Source organism: Gilvimarinus chinensis DSM 19667, assembly GCF_000377745.1.
GTDB lineage: Bacteria > Pseudomonadota > Gammaproteobacteria > Pseudomonadales > Cellvibrionaceae > Gilvimarinus > Gilvimarinus chinensis.
This window is the reverse complement of record NZ_KB898708.1, coordinates 1-16,312: the sequence shown is the minus strand read 5'-3', so window position 1 is coordinate 16,312 and position 16,312 is coordinate 1. Positions and strand designations below refer to the sequence as shown.

The window sequence follows — 16,312 nt, the reverse complement described above, 5'->3', positions numbered from 1 at the left end:
TAAACCATCAACCCCAAATGTAACCGATTACCACTAGGCCAAGAAAAAAGCCCCGCCCTTTCGGGGCGAGGCTTTTTCATCCAATGTCCTGTCAATTACAGCAACAGGCGACGGACGTCTGCGATCACTGCCGTCAGGTAGGTAAAGAAGCGCCCTGCGTCAGCGCCGTTAATGGCACGATGATCGTAAGACAGAGACAGAGGCAGCATATTGCGTGGCTCGAACTCTTTACCGTTCCATACAGGCTTCATTTGCGCGCGTGAAACACCCAAAATAGCCACTTCAGGCGCGTTCACAATTGGCGTAAAGCCATTACCGCCCATAGCACCCAGGCTTGAGATCGTAAAGCAACCGCCCTGCATATCGGCAGCAGTCAACTTACCATCGCGCGCTTTTTTCACTATGGCACTGAAGTCGTCAGCCAATTCCCACAGGCCTTTTTTGTCCACATCGCGGATAACAGGTACCACCAAGCCATTGGGGGTATCTACCGCTACACCGATGTGCACGTATTTCTTCTGCACAATGTGTTCGCCATCGTGATGAATCGAGACATTAAAGCTTGGCTCGGCCACCAAAGCCGCAGCACAGGCTTTGAGCAGGAACGGCAGCGGCGTTAATTTGCTGCCACGCTTTTCGGCTTCGGCTTTAAGACCTTTACGGAAGGCTTCAAGCTCGGTGATGTCCGCATCATCAAACTGGGTGACATGAGGAATGTTCAACCAGTTGCGCACCATGTTATCCGCGGTGAGCTTTTTGATTTTGCTCATTTTCACGGTTTCAATTTCACCAAACTTGGCAAAATCCACGGCAGGAATCGGTGGAATACCACTGCCGCCCGTGGCCGCACCCGCTTTGCCTTCCTGGGTGGCGGTAACGATGTTTTTCACGTAAGCGCGAACATCGTCTTTAGAAATACGGTTGCGGGGGCCAGATGCTTTTACTTTCGCCAAATCAGCGCCCAGCTGACGAGCCAGCTTGCGCACGGCGGGACCTGCGTAAACATCGGCATTACTGCTGGCCACTTCAACACTGTCGGCCGTGACAGGTGAGCCCGACGACCTGGTCGGCGCAGGGGCAGAGGCGTCGGCTTTAGGTGCGGCAGATTCAGACTTGGCAGCAGGCGCTGGCGCGGCACTGGCCTCGCCTTCGAGCTGACAAATCAGATCGCCCTGAGAAACCTTGTCGCCTTCTTTCAGTGCTAACTTGACGACTTTACCGGCCGCTGGAGCGGGAATTTCCATGGACGCTTTATCGGTTTCCAGTACGATCAGGGTGTCACCCTCACCAACTTCGTCACCTTCGGCCACAGAAATTTCAATCACATCAACGCCTTCAGCGCCACCGATATCCGGCACCGGCACATCTTGCACGCCACCAGAGGCAGGCGCCGCTGCAGCGGGCTTAGATTCGGCGGGGGCAGACGCTTGCGGCTCGGCAGGTGCTTCACCAGCATCAGAAGTCATCACACCCAAGGTGTCGCCCTGGGAAACTTTGTCGCCCTCTTTCAGCGCGATACTGACAATCTTCCCGCTGGCGGGCGCTGGAACTTCCAGCGAAGCCTTATCGGTTTCCAGGACCACCAGTGAGTCGCCTTCAGACACCTCATCACCGGCCGCTACACATACCTCGATTACATCGACGTTTTCAGAGCCGCCTAAATCAGGGATGGTGATGGTTTGCTCTGCACCACCACTGGCTTTTGCCGGCGCAGGCGCTTCGCTTTGCGCCTTCGGCTCTTCTTGAGCGGCTTCTGGCTCAGCCGCGGACTCGCCCGCCGCTTCTACCTCGACGATCACATCGCCTTCAGAAACCTTGTCGCCTTCTTTAACTTTAATGGCGGTCACTTTACCGGCCACGGTGCTCGGCACTTCCATAGAAGCTTTGTCGGTTTCCAGCACCACTAAAGAATCTTCAAGCTCAACGGTATCGCCTACGGCCACCGAAATTTCAATGACGTCTACGTTTTCCGAGCCACCAATATCGGGGACTTTTACTGATTCAATTGCCACTGTAACTCCTCGCTACTTTTTGCTATCCGCCCGGGCTTTTGGCTCGGGCGTAGGGTTATCCATTGATCTCGCAGCCGCCAGTGCGGCTACTGGTCGCGGTAGCGACTATACGGTCAACGGATCGGCTTTATCCTGGTCGATACCAAATTGCTTGATGGCTTTGGCGACCACGTCTGCTTTGATTTTGCCTTCATCGGCCAGCGACTTAAGCGCGGCGATAACCACAAACTCACGGCTCACCTCAAAGAAATGGCGCAGTTTCTGACGTGAATCGCTGCGGCCAAAACCGTCGGTACCCAACACGGTGTATTTACCGGGGATGTACGGACGCAGTTGCTCGCCGTAGTTTTTCATGTAGTCGGTGGCAATCACAAATGGGCCGTCTTTGCCTTCCAACTGCTCAGTTACATACGCTTTGCGCGGTGTTTCGGTTGGGTGCAGCAGGTTCCAGCGATCTACCGCCTGACCTTCGCGGGTCAGTTCGTTCACGCTGGTGACACTCCACACGTCAGCTTCCACACTAAAGTCGTTGCGCAAGATTTCAGCGGCCGCGCGAACTTCATTGAGGATGGTGCCAGAGCCCATCAACTGTACGCGGTTTTTCTTCTTGCTGGTGCCCTTCTCCAGCTGATAAATGCCTTTGATGATGCCCTCTTCGGCACCTTCTGGCATATCAGGATGAACGTAGTTTTCGTTCATCAGGGTGATGTAGTAGTAGCAGTTTTCTTTGTCCTGATACATACGCTTCAGGCCATCCTGCACAATCACCGCCACTTCGTAAGAGAAGGTTGGATCATAGGTGTGGCAGTTAGGAATGGTGTTCGCCAGAATCAGGCTGTGGCCATCCTGGTGCTGCAAACCTTCACCGTTCAAGGTGGTGCGACCGGCGGTACCACCTAACAGGAAGCCGCGCGCCTGAGCATCACCCGCCAGCCAGGCCAAATCGCCAATACGCTGGAAGCCAAACATGGAATAGTAGATATAAAACGGCAGCAAGGGTTTCTCGTGGTTGCTGTAAGAGGTCGCCGCAGCAACCCAGGCAGCCATAGAACCGGCTTCGTTAATACCTTCTTCGAGGATCTGACCTTTCTCGTCCTCTTTGTAATACATGATTTGACCGGCATCCTGCGGCGTGTACTTCTGACCAAAGCGCGAGTAGATACCCACCTGACGGAACATACCTTCCATACCAAAGGTACGGGCTTCGTCCGGCACGATCGGCACAACCTGCTGACCAATCTTTTTGTCTTTGATCAGGGTGTTCAATACGCGCACAAAGGCCATGGTGGTCGAAATTTCACGCTCACCAGTAGACTTAAGCTGAGCTTTGAACGCTTCCAGAGTTGGAATTTCCAGCGCTTCAAAGTCTGCCTTACGCGCCGGCAAATAACCATTCAGCTGCTTACGACGCTCCTGCAGGTAGCGCATTTCGGCGCTGTCTTCCGGCGGACGGTAGTAAGGAATGCTTTCTAAATCTTTATCTTCAATGGGAATATCAAAGCGATCGCGGAACGACTTCAGCGCTTCCATATCCAGCTTTTTCACCTGGTGAGCATTGTTAACGGCTTCACCGGTGGGGCCCATGCCGTAACCTTTAACAGTTTGCGCCAGAATAACGGTTGGCTGACCTTTGGTGTTAACCGCGTTGTGGTAAGCGTTGTACACCTTGTGCGCATCGTGACCGCCGCGCGCCAGACGCAGAATTTCGTCGTCCGACATATCTTTAACCAGCTCCAGCAACTCCGGGTACTTGCCGAAGAAGTGCTCGCGGGTATAGGCGCCGCCGTTGGCTTTGTAGTTCTGCATTTCACCGTCGCAGACTTCGTCCATGCGCTTTTGCAGCAAGCCAGTGGTGTCTTTTTCCAGCAGCGCATCCCAGCCGCCGCCCCACAAGACTTTAACCACGTTCCAGCCTGCGCCACGGAACACACCTTCAAGCTCTTGTACGATTTTGGCGTTGCCACGTACCGGGCCGTCCAGGCGCTGCAGGTTACAGTTGATCACGAAAATCAGGTTTTCTAATTTCTCGCGGCCAGCCAAGGCAATGGCGCCCAGGCTTTCTGGCTCATCACACTCACCGTCACCCAGGAACGCCCAAACCTTGCGGTCAGACATATCGCTCAAGCCGCGCTGATGCATGTACTGCATCACATGGGCCTGATAAATAGCGCCGATTGGGCCCAAGCCCATAGATACGGTCGGAAACTGCCAGTAATCCGGCATCAGCCAGGGGTGTGGATACGAAGACAAGCCCTTGCCATCCACTTCGCGGCGGAAGTTGTCCAGCTGGTCTTCGGTTAAGCGACCCTCTACATAAGAGCGGGCGTACATACCGGGCGAGCTGTGGCCCTGGAAGTAAACCAGGTCACCGGGGCCATTTTCGTTGCCGCGGAAGAAATGGTTAAAACCCACTTCGTACAGGGTAGCCGCAGAGGAGAAAGAGGCAATGTGGCCGCCCAGCTCGTCAGCACTTTTGTTGGCACGCACCACCATCGCAATCGCATTCCAGCGGATAATCGAACGGATTTTCTGCTCGATAAAATGATCGCCGGGGCTTTGTACTTCTTTGGACGGGGGGATGGTGTTACGGTAGGGAGTAGTGATGGCTGAAGGCTGATCAATACCATGATCGGCAGCGGATTCTGACAAACTCTTCAGAAGAAATGCAGCACGCTCTTTACCGACGTGGCGAACAACTGAATCGAGGGCGTCACGCCACTCTCGGGTTTCCAGAGCATCAATATCTTCTATCATTTAATTCTCCTCAGTCATGCGCCTTTTGAGCACATATAGACAATGCGTTAGCACCAACGCGGACCTAGCCTGGTAGGATAAATACCAGTGGCCTCGCCCCCATTTAGCACTGACTTTCGCAGGGTTTACCCCCAAGTCGGGGGCCGAAAAATGCGCGAATTTTTACACATTTACAGTGTTTTTACTAGCCCCGGCCCTTGACCCGAGCGGTGAAGCTAAGATTACCAACAGAACCGGTATGCTATTTGCTCACACCGATCACATTTCACCCAAAGGGCACCACTTCAGGGCAAATTAAAGCCAGCGCTTTGGGTTTTATAGCGCTTACGGTAGGTCTCGATGCCGTCAATTTGTGTCACATCCACCACTTCAGCTCCGAACAGTTCACGAGCGTAGCGCTCTAACGATGATGAGTTCAGGGCGGCCACCGCAGTGCGCTCATCCCCGCGATAGCCCTTGCGCAATTGCCGCCACAACAGCTCTGCCCGTTCAGACTCACTACCCCCCGTTTCAGCATGACGCCAGCGTCGTTTAATAGCCCCCAAGCGGGCACCGATACCGGGTTCGGATAATCGAGATCGTACCGCCTGCAAAAGCTCAGAGGCGGTGACATCGGCCGAAGCAATTAAACGCAAGCCAGGCTGTCCAGCAAGGTCCAAGTGAGTCGCGCGCACAGCGATGGGCGGTCCGTTCTGCTCCCCCCCCTCAGAGATAAGAGGGAGCAGCTCTCCATCAAGCAGCTGGACAATAGCACCGACAAACACCCGGTCACGTTCCTTCTCGCCTGGGGCCTGAACATAAACCTCCAGATTCGACTGTCTAGCAACAGCAATCAATGCTTTATCTTGTGCTGTCACTAACTCAGCAGGCTTAGCGCCCGGTGCATTCTTGGGCAAAAAGTAATGCTCGGCCAATGCCGTTAAACGCTGCGCCTCTTGTCGATACAAATCACCACTGAACAAGGCCTCCAGGCGCAACGCTTGAGGGATTTCAGTCATAGAGTCCTGGCTTTGGCGCGCTAGCGCCTCTAACAAAGCCCCCCTCGACCAACCCGGCTGATAATGCAACTGCGCCAAAACATCAAAATAAAACTCGGGCAAATCGCCTGTATGTTGCCCAGTTAAATTAGCAACCAGGCCATCACGCACCTGTTGCCAGCGCTGTAACAAAGGCCATGGTTCACTATAGACCTGCCCCATGCGATTCAGCATCAGTCCCAGCTGTGAGTTATAGCCCGCCAACTGAATATCCAAGCCCAGAGGGTGCGTTAGCAACTGGTATTCAGCACCGGCCACCTGTGCATCATAAAGCGCCTCATCTAAAGCATCTCGGTAAAGACGCGACCAAATCATCACCCGCGCCGCCTGGTCGGCATCCGTTGCCGGCTGATTAAACACCAAACGGATAAAAACACTGGCCGTCGGCATAGTGAGAGAGGACGGACGAGAGTACCAGCTCTGCAGCGATGGCTTTTGTGCCAGCACATCAATCCCGTCAAGCCGAGTACCACCCAGTAAAGATGACTCCTTCATACTGAGGCGCTTGGGAATAAAGTTATTCGCCTCGGGAAACGTCAGCTTGCGCTTAATCGATAACTTGATGTCCGGATAGAACTCGCTGGCCTGCTCGGCCTGAAATGACGTTCGACTTGCCACCGTCTGGCGCCCCTGAATACGCTCCCCAGTATCAACCATAATCAGCGCATTATCGCTGCGTAAAGCCTCTAAAAACTGGCGGTTAAGCTTTTCATTGTAAGCACCGTACAGGTAGGGCATAAAAAGAACATTTTCTGCGTCAACGTGGTGTAATCGGCGCGCTAACTCTGTGGCCGGGTAGGTATTTTCCCAATCGTGATAGAGAAAGTCGTACTCGGCAGATTGAGCCAGTTCGTTAAAGCGCCAAGCCTTTAAACCCTTCAAGCGAATCTGTTCAAGCTGATAAAACACCAGAGCCGAAATCTGATCACGCGCCTTAACCCCCAGCTCAGTCAGATGTATCGACACCGTATACACACCTTCGCCCTGTGTAAGCTCACTAAATCCCGTCCGAATACTCTCCGCCCAACCTAATGATCGCAATAGCGATACCAGGCTGCCTTCACCTCGGTGCTCTAAAAGATAAGACACTAAACGGTAAGGTTTATCGGGGCTGCGCAAGGTCGCCATAGAGACCGGGAAGTTCAGCTGCAACAGCGACCCGCCGTCTATTTCGGCTTGCACCAGCAAAGGAAGGCTTTCGCGGTCAAGCGCTACCGACTCAACAGGCTCAGCGGCAGATTTTTGTGGTTTAACATTAGCCAGGCCATCACGCAGAGCGGCTTCGAGACTCTCAAGCGGCCCCGGGGTACGTACCACCAAGCTTGCCCGATCTGGCCTAAAATAACGCTGGGCAAAGGCTTGCAGGTCGTCCTGGACATGCTCCAAAGGCACCAGACTCGCCGACGGGGTCACCAGCACTCCCGGGCTAAGAGGTTTGCGCAGCAACAGTGTTTGCATTACATCGGTGCGGCGATCCGCAGCAGTAATCGCCCGCGCTGCACGCATTTCATCGGCAAGGCGCTGTTGGGCGCGAGCAATATCCGCCTGCTCTGGCGCAACGCCCGAAAGAATTGACGCAATCTCGGCAACCGGCGCGGTTCCAGCCCGATTAAACATAAAATGGGTGTAAAGGTTTTCTGTGCTTGCCACCCAATCACGTCTGTTACTGGCAGTCGTCACACTGAGCGCGGCGAGCCTGGCGAGGTCTGGCACCTGGGCTGGGTCATGCAGGCTGCCGGCATTGACACTTAACACCCAGGTAGGCGCACCTGTGTCGCGTATTAACAGCACTTGCAAGCCATTGGCAAAGCGCAGGGCGCGGTATTCCCGAGGGTCATACTCGCTATGGCGAACCGCAACACGAGTGACGGGAGCATCGACAGCCTGATTTTGTGCTTGTGAAGGTATCCCGGCAATACTCAGCAAGCCACCCAACAACACAGCAACCATGCCACGGTAAAACATTGCCCTCAAACCTCATCACCTGGCTTCGGGTGGCTCGCTTCCTGGACCCCAATGGGCCAAGCGTAAAGAATGGCCTTGACTAGCGTGGCCAGCGGGATGGCAAAGAATACCCCCCAAAAACCCCACAGGCCGCCAAACACCAGCACGGACATAATGATAGCGACCGGGTGCAGGTTCACCGCCTCTGAAAACAGCAGAGGCACCAGCACATTGCCATCTAAAGCCTGAATAATGCCGTAGGCGAGCATCAGGTAGAAAAACTCCGAGCCCCAACCCCATTGGAAAAAGCCAATCATGGCCACCGGCAGAGTCACCACAGCCGCACCGATATACGGAATCACCACTGACAAGCCCACAGCAATTGCCAGCAGCGCCGCGTAATTCACCCCAAGCAAGGTAAACACAATGTAAGAAACAGCACCGACTATGAGTATCTCAATGGCTTTACCGCGCACGTAATTAGCGATTTGCTGGTTCATTTCCTGCCAGATTTTGCTCATTACCGGCCTTTTGTGGGGTAAAAAACTCCCCACCCAATTGACAATCAGCGAGCTGTCTTTGAGGAAGAAAAAGACCAGAATCGGCACCAGTACAAAATACACCAGCACCGTCACCAGCACCGGCAAACTGCTCACCGAAAAACTCAACACACTTTGCCCAAAACGACCCAGCTCGGTGGCAGTCACAGAAATCAAATCTTCAACCTGCGCCTCGCTGATCAAGTTCGGATAATTTTGCGGCAACAATAGTAATAGGTCTTGCCACTCGCCCAACATACGCGGCAGCTCGGCCACAAAACGCGCCGACTGATGCCAGATAACAGGCAACAACACCAGCACTAAAGAGGCGAGCATAGCCATGAGTAAAATCGAGGTAAGCGTGACCGCCAGCCAGTGCGGCGCCCCCCAGCTGCGCAAGCGCACCACTACGCCCTGCATCAAGAAAGCGATAATTACGCTGGCAATCATCGGTGCCAGCACAGTGCCCAGCGTCAGCAAAATGATTAAGCTGGCAGCGATCAGCACCACCAGCAGTACCGCCTCTTCATCGGAAAAGTAACGATCTATCCAGCCGCGAAACACCTTAATCATAATTTTCCCTTACGGCGTAATGCCGGCCTCGCCCTTGCGCACAAGATGGTAGTAAACGCCCTGCTCTTCCCACTGCTGCAACAATTCGTGGCAGGTCATATCGGCATAAGCGCGGATATCCCTCACCGAACCTTGATCGGTGGCCAACACCTGTAATACCGCCCCTATCGGCAAGCGGTTCAGTGCTTGCTTGGCTCTTAGCAAGGGCATGGGGCAGGTCAAATCTCGGGCATCAAGCGTTTCGTCTGCACAGACGGAACCGTGGCTGGTGGTATCGGTCATAGGCTCGGCTTACAGTAACGACAGGTTTGAGTACAAATGCGCGTTAACACATTGCTCATTCGTAACGATTTACGCCCGCCAGCCTCTCGGCCGCGCGGGACGAGACATGCTATTGAACAATCCCGCTACGCACAAGTACATAATACGTCGCCAGGTGTTTCAGCCCGCCCTGCTAGTGGTAACATGCGCTCAATCCAGCCTATGGCAATCGTGCGGCCCCTGAGAACAACGGAGTATTGAGTTTAGTGAAACGCAAAATTACTGGTGCCCTGCTGTCACTTACGCTTGCGCTGCCCTTAGCGCCAGCGACCGCGAACGATTTAAACCTGCCGGATTTCGGTGACACCTCATCGGGCATTGTCTCCTTTCAGGAAGAGCAACGCCTGGGCGAGCTGTTTATGCGCAGCTACCGCAGCCAGGTGCCCACCTCCTCTGACCCGCTTTTAATCAGCTACTTAGAAACCCTGATCGGACGACTGGCGCAGTACAGCGAGCTGCGCAACCGCAATTTTCATTTAATTGTGGCTGAAAACCCCACCATGAATGCGTTTGCCGCCCCCGGCAATATTATCGGGGTGCATACGGGTTTGTTTTTATACTCGCAAAACGAAGCTCAGATGGCCTCGGTAATGACGCATGAGCTGGCGCACTTAAGTCAGCGCCATTACGCGCGCCGCCTGGAGCAGCAGCGCAACATGACCCTGCCCTTTTACACCGCTTTGCTGGCAAGCCTGGTATTGGCCGCCAGCGGCAGCGGCGATGGCGGCATGGCTGCGATAGCCGCCACCCAGGTCGCAGCGGCCGATGCCCAATTGCGCTTTAGCCGTCAAAACGAGCAAGAGGCCGACCGCCTGGGCATTGAAACCTTAATTCAGGCGGGCTACGACCCCTACGCCGCCGCCGACATGTTTGAGCAAATGCTGCGCGCCTCGCGCTACTCGCGCCGCCCGCCCGATTTTCTGTTAACTCACCCGGTAACCGAAAGCCGTGTGGCCGATGCCCGCGCCCGCGCCATGCGCTACCCACGCAACCTGCGTGAAGACAGTCTGGAGTTTCACTTAATGCGCGCCCGCGTGCGAGTGCTGCAGGCCGAAAGCCCACAGCGTGCGGTGCAGCAATTTACCGGCGAGCTTGAAGGCGATAGCCTCTCGGATGATGCCAGTCGCTATGGCCTGGCACTGGCTTATGCCCAAGCGGGTAATGCCAGCAAAGCACGCGAAGCCTTTGCCCCGCTGTGGAAAAAAGACAACTCGCGCCTCACCTATCAGGTGATGGATGTCGACATCGATATCGCCGCCAAAGATTACGACACAGCGCTGCAAAAGCTGCAAAGCGGCTTGCGCAAGCTACCCAGCTACTACCCCTTTGTGGTGCGCTACGCCGAGGCACTGATGGATTCCGGCCGCTACCAAAGCTGCGCCGATTATTTATCGCAAGTGGTTCGTGAGCGGGACGACGACCCCTATCTGTGGTATTTGCTGGCCGAAGTAGAGGGATTGGCAGGGGATGTACTGGGCGTACACGAGGCGCGGGCCGAGTATTTTATTCAAGTGGGCATTTACGATAAGGCGATCATTCAGCTGCGTAACGCCCTTAAGCTGACCAACGACAATTACAAAACCGCGCTGCTCACCGAACGATTGCGCTACGTGGAAAAGCTGCGGGCAGACTTGAATTATTAATCCTGCACACCCTAAGTGAGAGAACCTCCTCAGTAATGCGGGGGCACTTCCGTGGCAGGGGCTGTGCTCCCCTGCTCGGCCTCGTAGGCCATGTCATCCAGCTTTTTTACCAGGCGGGTTAAGGCCTCGGTTAAGGCGTCAATCTGCCGATCTTGCCGGGCCACAATCTCGCTCAGTTCGTTTAAGGTGTCTTCCTGAAACGCCAAACGGCTCTGTAAATCTTCTATCTCGCGGCTCATGGCCTGTTACCTCATACCTTACCAAGCGCGGCAATCAAGCGCTGCGCTCTGGCGTCAATTAATAAACTCTGCCCCAGGCGCGCCGTCACATAGCCAAACCCAATACCGCTGGCGGGGTCGGCGTAGCCCAGGCTGCCCCCCGCTCCCGGATGCCCAAAACCCTGCAGGCTGCCGTAACGGCCATCGTCCACATCTCGCGATAGCATAAAGCCCAGGCCAAAACGCAGTGGCACGCCCAGCACGGCATCTTTGGGGGCCTCGGCCACAGCGTCAGTGCCAGATGCCGCACCGCTGAACTCCTGCAACACCGATTCACCTAACCACTGGCGATTGTGCAGCAGCGCATCGTAAAACCGCGCCAGAGATTTTGCGTTGGTGTGGCAATTGGCGGCGGGAATGCAGGCGTTTCGCCACTGCGATGTATTAGTGCTGTTCATTAACGTCATGGGGTTGGTAAACGCGCGATTAGTCACCCCGCGAGGGTCGGCTTTCATTAACTGGCCAAGGGCGGCACTGTTGGCGCCCGCGCTGGCCGAGCCCACACTGCCCAGGGGCTTTTTCAAGGGGGCGACGTCGGCAAGCTTGCTGTGCAGGTGTTCAGGCACGCCGCAATAGGCGGTTAACCCCAAAGGCGCAGCCACTTCTTGCTGAAACAGCTCGCGGTAACCGTTAGCCTCGCTGGCGCCATCCGTTCCTCCAGTCTTACCGGCGGCTTGCAAAGCCTTGCGGGCAAGCGTTGCGAGAATCCAACCGTATAGAAATGGCGAATAGCCCTGCTTGCTGCCCGGCTCCCACCAGGGCGTTTCGTACGCCAGCAGGCCTTCAATGCTGGCGGTATCGTAAATCACCGGGTCTTTTACCCGAGGGTGAAAAGCGCTGAGCCCGCTGCTGTGGTTCAGCACCTGGCGAACGGTAATGGATTCTTTACCCCGGCTGGCAAATTCCGGCCAGTAATCCCCCACCCGCGCATCCAGCTCAAGCACCTGTTTTTCCACCAACCGCATAATAACCGCCGCCACCAGCGGCTTGCCCGCCGAAAACACATTCACACAGGTGTCTTCCTGCCAGGGCAGCTCACCTTGACGATCACGGGTGCCAGCGTACACGCTCAGCAATAATTCACCGCCCTTATACACCGCCAGCGCTGCGCCCTGCTCGTCATACTCGCTAAAGTTTTGCGCAAAGGCCTCCACCACAGCCTCGGTGCCGGGCGCCCACTCGCCTTTTACCTCAACGGTCATTGCGGCTCTCCTGTCTGGTTAACGGACGGGTTTTGTACCTTAGGGCTGTTGCCGTTGGGATTGGCCTGCGCTGCAAAATACACCGCCAGGTGCTGCATATCGTCGGCACTTAAATTAACAGCCATGGCGTTCATCATCGGATTTTGCCGCTGCTGGGTTTTAAACAACTGCAACTGCTGCACAATATAGTCTTCATCCAGCCCCGCCAGCGACGGGTAAGACGCCACCCGCGATACTCCTTTGGGGCCGTGGCAGCCCATGCAGGCGCGGGCTTTTTTGGCTCCCAGCACCAAGGGGCTTTCGGGCTCGCTCACCGCCCCAGTTGCCGAAGGTTCGCAAGCACACAACCCCATTAAAGCCAAGACAACAAATAACAGTCGCACAGCGGTCGCTCCGGTTATTGAAAGTGACGGCATTATACAGATAATGCTCAGGTATACTGCCAAGTCCAACCAAAACTGGAGCCACTATGAGCAAGAATTCCCGCCTGGTTTACTCCACCGACCAAGGCCGCATTAAAGAAGAAAAAACCGAACCCGAAGCGCCCAGCGGCGATGGCATTGTGCGCATCTGGCGCGAGAGCAAAGGCCGTGGCGGCAAGGTAGTAAGTGCCGTAAAAGGTCTGCCCCTGCAAGGCGCGGAATTAAAAGCCCTGGCGAAAAAACTCAAGCAAGCCTGCGGCACCGGCGGCGCGATAAAAGACGGCGTGATTGAAATTCAGGGGGATCACCGCGACACACTAAAAGACGCACTGGAAAAGGCTGGTTACTCGGTCAAGCTCGCGGGTGGCTAAAGCTCTAGCCACAACAAACCCATGGCGCGTTTTTTGCTCAGCAGCCCTTAATGTTCAATAACGCCATTATTCTGACAGCTTGATTCGAGGCCTTCATGGAACCCAGCTTGGTCTATTCATTTTTCGACACCGCCTTAAAAGTAGGCCTTGGCGCGGTTATCGCCGTTGCCACTCAGTGGTGGTGGAGCCGCCGCCATCAAACCGCCGGACCGCGCTCGCTGCGCGAACAAAAACGCCTGGATGTACTGGAAGAAACCTCAAACTTCGTCGGCCAGGTTACCCACTGTTTCAGTAAATACGCCTCGCTCGCCACCGAATCGGTAGAGTTCGGCGAACGCTGGCCCGCCGACCGCAAACTGGAGCTGGCGCAAGTCAGCGAAGAGCTGGTGGCCAGCTTTCAGAAAATGGCCGACGCCGAAGCCAAGCTTTTGATGCTGGGTGAGAAAAACCTCGAACGCAGCCTAAAAATTTACGCCGGACAAATCGTCGCTTTCCGCCGCCAGGTATACGCCGGACGTAAAGACATCACCAGCGAACAAGCCGTTGCCTTACGCCAAGGTGTGCTGCAAGCGCGAGAGAGTTTTTACGATATGTTGAGCAGGAAATACGATAAGGTTTTGTCGGGAACGGTTTAGTTTTTTTCGCCTTTGGCGTATTCGCTTTAAAAGGTTAAAACTTACGTTTTGTGTTTTATTTGCCCGTGTCGCCGGGCGTTGCGAGTTACTTTTTAGGGGTAAAAAGTAACCAAAAACCCTTCCCCGGAGATTCCGCCCTGCGGGTTCCCTCACTTCAGCCTGTTTTTGAGGGCCGCATCGACAGGCCATCCCTGGCCTGACGATGCTTGCGCAAACGTCCTGTTTGCTTACCCCCAAAAAGCAGGCTTCCGTTCGGCGGGCTCTACGGGGCTGAGAACGGCACTTCGCAACCACAATCCTCGGCACTTAAAGCAAATAAAGCCGCCAGCCATTATCACTTTACCTTTTAGGCCGACGGCCACCACTTTTCAAACAAGCTTCCATTGTTCCGTATGAGGTATAGTTTTTAGTGCGTCCGTAATAAGTGCTCCCCTTCGCATGACAGATACCACTTTTGCTCTTTTTGACTGACGGTCCATCAGCTATGACAAACCCGGAAAAGGCTATACCAACAAGCAGCGTCAACACTGAAAACATTCTAATTATTTGACTCGAAAACACTCCGTATTCCTTGTTCAGAAAATAGATCTGACACCTTTTTCTTCTACACCTTTTATCTTCTACGGGGCGCCCTCTCTCCAGCCTATTTTAGCGGTCGGTTTAAACCGCACATCCATCTACGCTTAAACCTTTCGCGTTCGTAGCCCAGGCTGACCTCTCTGCTCCTTCGGAGCATTCACCTTCTCCAAGAGCGCTCAACCACTAAAATAGGCCTCCGTTCGGCTCAGATGTAATCGGGCGAAACCCGACTCACTCGATATACGATGCAAAAAATAAATCTGTCACCTTATTTACGATCCTAAAACCAAAGCTCGTTACTCGCTGACCTTGAAATCTTTTGGTAATTTTGATGCTGGATTATGTTTTCCAGATTTCAAATGCATAATTGTGGCAACCGCCCCCACAAGCAAAATACAACCAAGCGCAATTAACAAACCGCTGCTATCTTTTACACCAATTGCGATACAACCAAATGCAAGTAGCACGCTAACGTATTGATAATATCTGTTAATTGTCATATCTCTTTCTCCCTTCCTGTCAAAAGCTCATAACGCCGCCAGAACGCGGCAATTTTGGAGTTGATTTTTGGTGGCGGCGTAGCGACCGCCACCAAAAAGCGACGGAAAAATTACTCGCTGTTACTGGCCTTGTTATATGCCACTAGTTGACCCGAAGTGACCAGCCAAAACTATGCATGCTGCAATTATTGTAAGTAGGCCAACTGCACTACACCAAAAACCTTCTCTTCGACCTGAGCAGTCATCAAGGTAGACCACCTGCTTAGACGCCGGATATTTACCAAGGGTGATTATTTTACAGATAGGCCAACCAACCCAGTAACAGATTGTTCCAAAGAAGATTTCAGCAAGAAAGTAACCAATTGCCCGAATAAATCCCTTTCCGATGTCCTCTCCAAAATCATCCATATGTTCGTCGCTCCTGATTACATATACGCCCCGCTAAGGGCAAAATAAATAAGTTGGCTAAAATAAGCGACGAAGGAGCAAAAGCCAACTTTTATTTGTCCCGCCTTGAGCGGCTTGTTATATGCCGCTACCTCTGTACTAAAAAGCCTATTGGACTTATCAGTAATATGATTAAGGAAAAATACCCTAGAGTTAATGAATAAGAAGACAGCTTAACCGCTAGTTTAGTGAATTTATCCTCGCTAAACTTATACACAAAAACGCAAAATGTAAGAGTTATTACTGTTGCGATAGATGTAATTAATAATGAAGTTTCGCCAACCGTTGTATATGCGTTGCTACTATATCCGTAAAATTTATACCACTGCCATAAGCCATGAGAAATCCTCTCACCAATTCCATACCATTGAATCAACGCGATAGAACATATAATCACAGCGAGAAGTCGATACATTATTTTCATAGGCATTGGTGTTCCCCACAAAAAATAGACACCGTACCTATGCAGCGATAGCTGCCTTCTCTTCAAAATCAACAGGACATAGCCCGTCGTTTGCAGAATGCCTTCTTTTGCGATTGTAAAAGATTTCAATGTAGCCAAATATACCCGATCTCGCTTCGTCAATCGACTGATAGCACCTGGCGTAGATCAGCTCAACTTTGAGTCGAGCATAGAAAGATTCCATGACGGCATTGTCCCAGCAATTTTCCTTTCTGCTCATGCTCCGAGCGATGCCGTGTCTCTCGAGAAAGCTAACGTAGCTGTTTGAGCGATACTGCGTGCCCCGATCTGAATGAACAATCAAGCCGGGGACTACCCCACGAGCATCGATGGCCATTTGCATCGCCTGCGTGATCAGCGGCTCTGTCATACTCGTATCCAGGCTCCAGCCAATAATACGACGTGAATAGAGGTCCATGACCGTCGCCAGGTAGAGCCATTGGTGTCGAACCCAGACGTAGGTAATGTCCGTGACCCATTTCTGGTTGGGCCGCTCCGCCGAGAAATCTCTCCACAGCAAGTTGTCCGCCACGTTGTGCATCGTTAAGGCATGACCGCCGTAGTTAAACGCTTTACCGTTTCGCGCCACTAT

The 16,312-nt window shown here is 53.6% G+C and carries 13 protein-coding genes; 3 read left to right on the top strand and 10 right to left on the bottom strand.

Annotation, left to right across the window (positions count from 1 at the left end; translation table 11 throughout):
- Positions 1-95: 95 nt before the first annotated feature.
- The 5 genes from aceF to D568_RS0109505 form a co-directional block, all read right to left on the bottom strand.
- Positions 96-2,012, bottom strand: a complete 1,917-nt coding sequence (gene aceF, locus D568_RS0109525) for a pyruvate dehydrogenase complex dihydrolipoyllysine-residue acetyltransferase (RefSeq protein WP_020209370.1) — start codon at positions 2,010-2,012, stop codon at positions 96-98.
- 105 nt (positions 2,013-2,117) lie between these two features.
- Positions 2,118-4,766, bottom strand: coding sequence for a pyruvate dehydrogenase (acetyl-transferring), homodimeric type (gene aceE / locus D568_RS0109520; RefSeq protein ID WP_020209369.1), 2,649 nt, complete (start codon positions 4,764-4,766; stop codon positions 2,118-2,120).
- Positions 4,767-5,050: 284 nt separating this feature from the next.
- Positions 5,051-7,768, bottom strand: coding sequence for an insulinase family protein (locus tag D568_RS0109515; RefSeq protein WP_020209368.1), 2,718 nt, complete (start codon positions 7,766-7,768; stop codon positions 5,051-5,053).
- Between the two features lie 5 nt (positions 7,769-7,773).
- Positions 7,774-8,859, bottom strand: coding sequence for an AI-2E family transporter (locus D568_RS0109510; protein ID WP_020209367.1), 1,086 nt, complete (start codon positions 8,857-8,859; stop codon positions 7,774-7,776).
- 9 nt (positions 8,860-8,868) lie between these two features.
- A complete protein-coding gene (locus tag D568_RS0109505) occupies positions 8,869-9,141 on the bottom strand; it encodes a sulfurtransferase TusA family protein (protein ID WP_020209366.1) in 273 nt (90 codons plus the stop codon).
- A 245-nt stretch (positions 9,142-9,386) separates the two neighbouring features.
- Here D568_RS0109505 and D568_RS0109500 point away from each other — a divergent pair, with 245 nt between their 5' ends.
- The gene (locus D568_RS0109500; RefSeq protein WP_020209365.1) at positions 9,387-10,823 is read left to right on the top strand and encodes a M48 family metalloprotease; all 1,437 of its coding nucleotides are present in this window, start codon (positions 9,387-9,389) and stop codon (positions 10,821-10,823) included.
- Between the two features lie 29 nt (positions 10,824-10,852).
- On the opposite strand, the gene D568_RS0109495 is transcribed toward D568_RS0109500, so the two are convergent.
- From D568_RS0109495 to D568_RS19830, 3 genes are read right to left on the bottom strand one after another with little or no spacing between them, the layout of a single operon-like run.
- The gene (locus D568_RS0109495; protein WP_020209364.1) at positions 10,853-11,062 is read right to left on the bottom strand and encodes a SlyX family protein; all 210 of its coding nucleotides are present in this window, start codon (positions 11,060-11,062) and stop codon (positions 10,853-10,855) included.
- An 11-nt stretch (positions 11,063-11,073) separates the two neighbouring features.
- Positions 11,074-12,303, bottom strand: a complete 1,230-nt coding sequence (locus tag D568_RS0109490) for a serine hydrolase domain-containing protein (protein WP_020209363.1) — start codon at positions 12,301-12,303, stop codon at positions 11,074-11,076.
- Positions 12,300-12,686 carry a c-type cytochrome gene (locus tag D568_RS19830; protein WP_020209362.1) on the bottom strand — a complete coding sequence of 129 codons (387 nt, stop codon included), beginning with the start codon at positions 12,684-12,686 and terminating at the stop codon, positions 12,300-12,302. The genes D568_RS0109490 and D568_RS19830 overlap by 4 nt, the downstream gene beginning before the upstream one ends.
- 86 nt (positions 12,687-12,772) lie before the next feature.
- Here D568_RS19830 and yciH point away from each other — a divergent pair, with 86 nt between their 5' ends.
- Positions 12,773-13,096, top strand: coding sequence for a stress response translation initiation inhibitor YciH (gene yciH, locus D568_RS0109480; protein ID WP_020209361.1), 324 nt, complete (start codon positions 12,773-12,775; stop codon positions 13,094-13,096).
- Between the two features lie 95 nt (positions 13,097-13,191).
- A complete protein-coding gene (locus D568_RS0109475) occupies positions 13,192-13,731 on the top strand; it encodes a hypothetical protein (protein ID WP_020209360.1) in 540 nt (179 codons plus the stop codon).
- An 875-nt stretch (positions 13,732-14,606) separates the two neighbouring features.
- Here the strand turns inward: D568_RS0109475 and D568_RS0109470 are convergent.
- Positions 14,607-14,810 (bottom strand): hypothetical protein, encoded by a 204-nt coding sequence (locus D568_RS0109470; RefSeq protein ID WP_020209359.1) that lies wholly within the window; start codon positions 14,808-14,810, stop codon positions 14,607-14,609.
- A 908-nt stretch (positions 14,811-15,718) separates the two neighbouring features.
- Positions 15,719-16,312, bottom strand: a 594-nt coding sequence (locus D568_RS0109460; RefSeq protein ID WP_020209357.1) for an IS3 family transposase, incomplete at its 5' end; no start/stop codon positions are given.

Excerpts from the sequence above, each read along its gene's own strand:
- aceE (WP_020209369.1), bottom strand. The coding sequence starts at position 4,766 with ATGATAGAAGATATTGATGCTCTGGAAACCCGAGAGTGGCGTGACGCC.
- D568_RS0109515 (WP_020209368.1), bottom strand. The coding sequence starts at position 7,768 with ATGTTTTACCGTGGCATGGTTGCTGTGTTGTTGGGTGGCTTGCTGAGT.
- D568_RS0109510 (WP_020209367.1), bottom strand. The coding sequence starts at position 8,859 with ATGATTAAGGTGTTTCGCGGCTGGATAGATCGTTACTTTTCCGATGAA.
- D568_RS0109505 (WP_020209366.1), bottom strand. The coding sequence starts at position 9,141 with ATGACCGATACCACCAGCCACGGTTCCGTCTGTGCAGACGAAACGCTT.
- D568_RS0109495 (WP_020209364.1), bottom strand. The coding sequence starts at position 11,062 with ATGAGCCGCGAGATAGAAGATTTACAGAGCCGTTTGGCGTTTCAGGAA.
- D568_RS0109490 (WP_020209363.1), bottom strand. The coding sequence starts at position 12,303 with ATGACCGTTGAGGTAAAAGGCGAGTGGGCGCCCGGCACCGAGGCTGTG.
- yciH (WP_020209361.1), top strand. The coding sequence starts at position 12,773 with ATGAGCAAGAATTCCCGCCTGGTTTACTCCACCGACCAAGGCCGCATT.
- D568_RS0109475 (WP_020209360.1), top strand. The coding sequence starts at position 13,192 with ATGGAACCCAGCTTGGTCTATTCATTTTTCGACACCGCCTTAAAAGTA.
- D568_RS0109470 (WP_020209359.1), bottom strand. The coding sequence starts at position 14,810 with ATGACAATTAACAGATATTATCAATACGTTAGCGTGCTACTTGCATTT.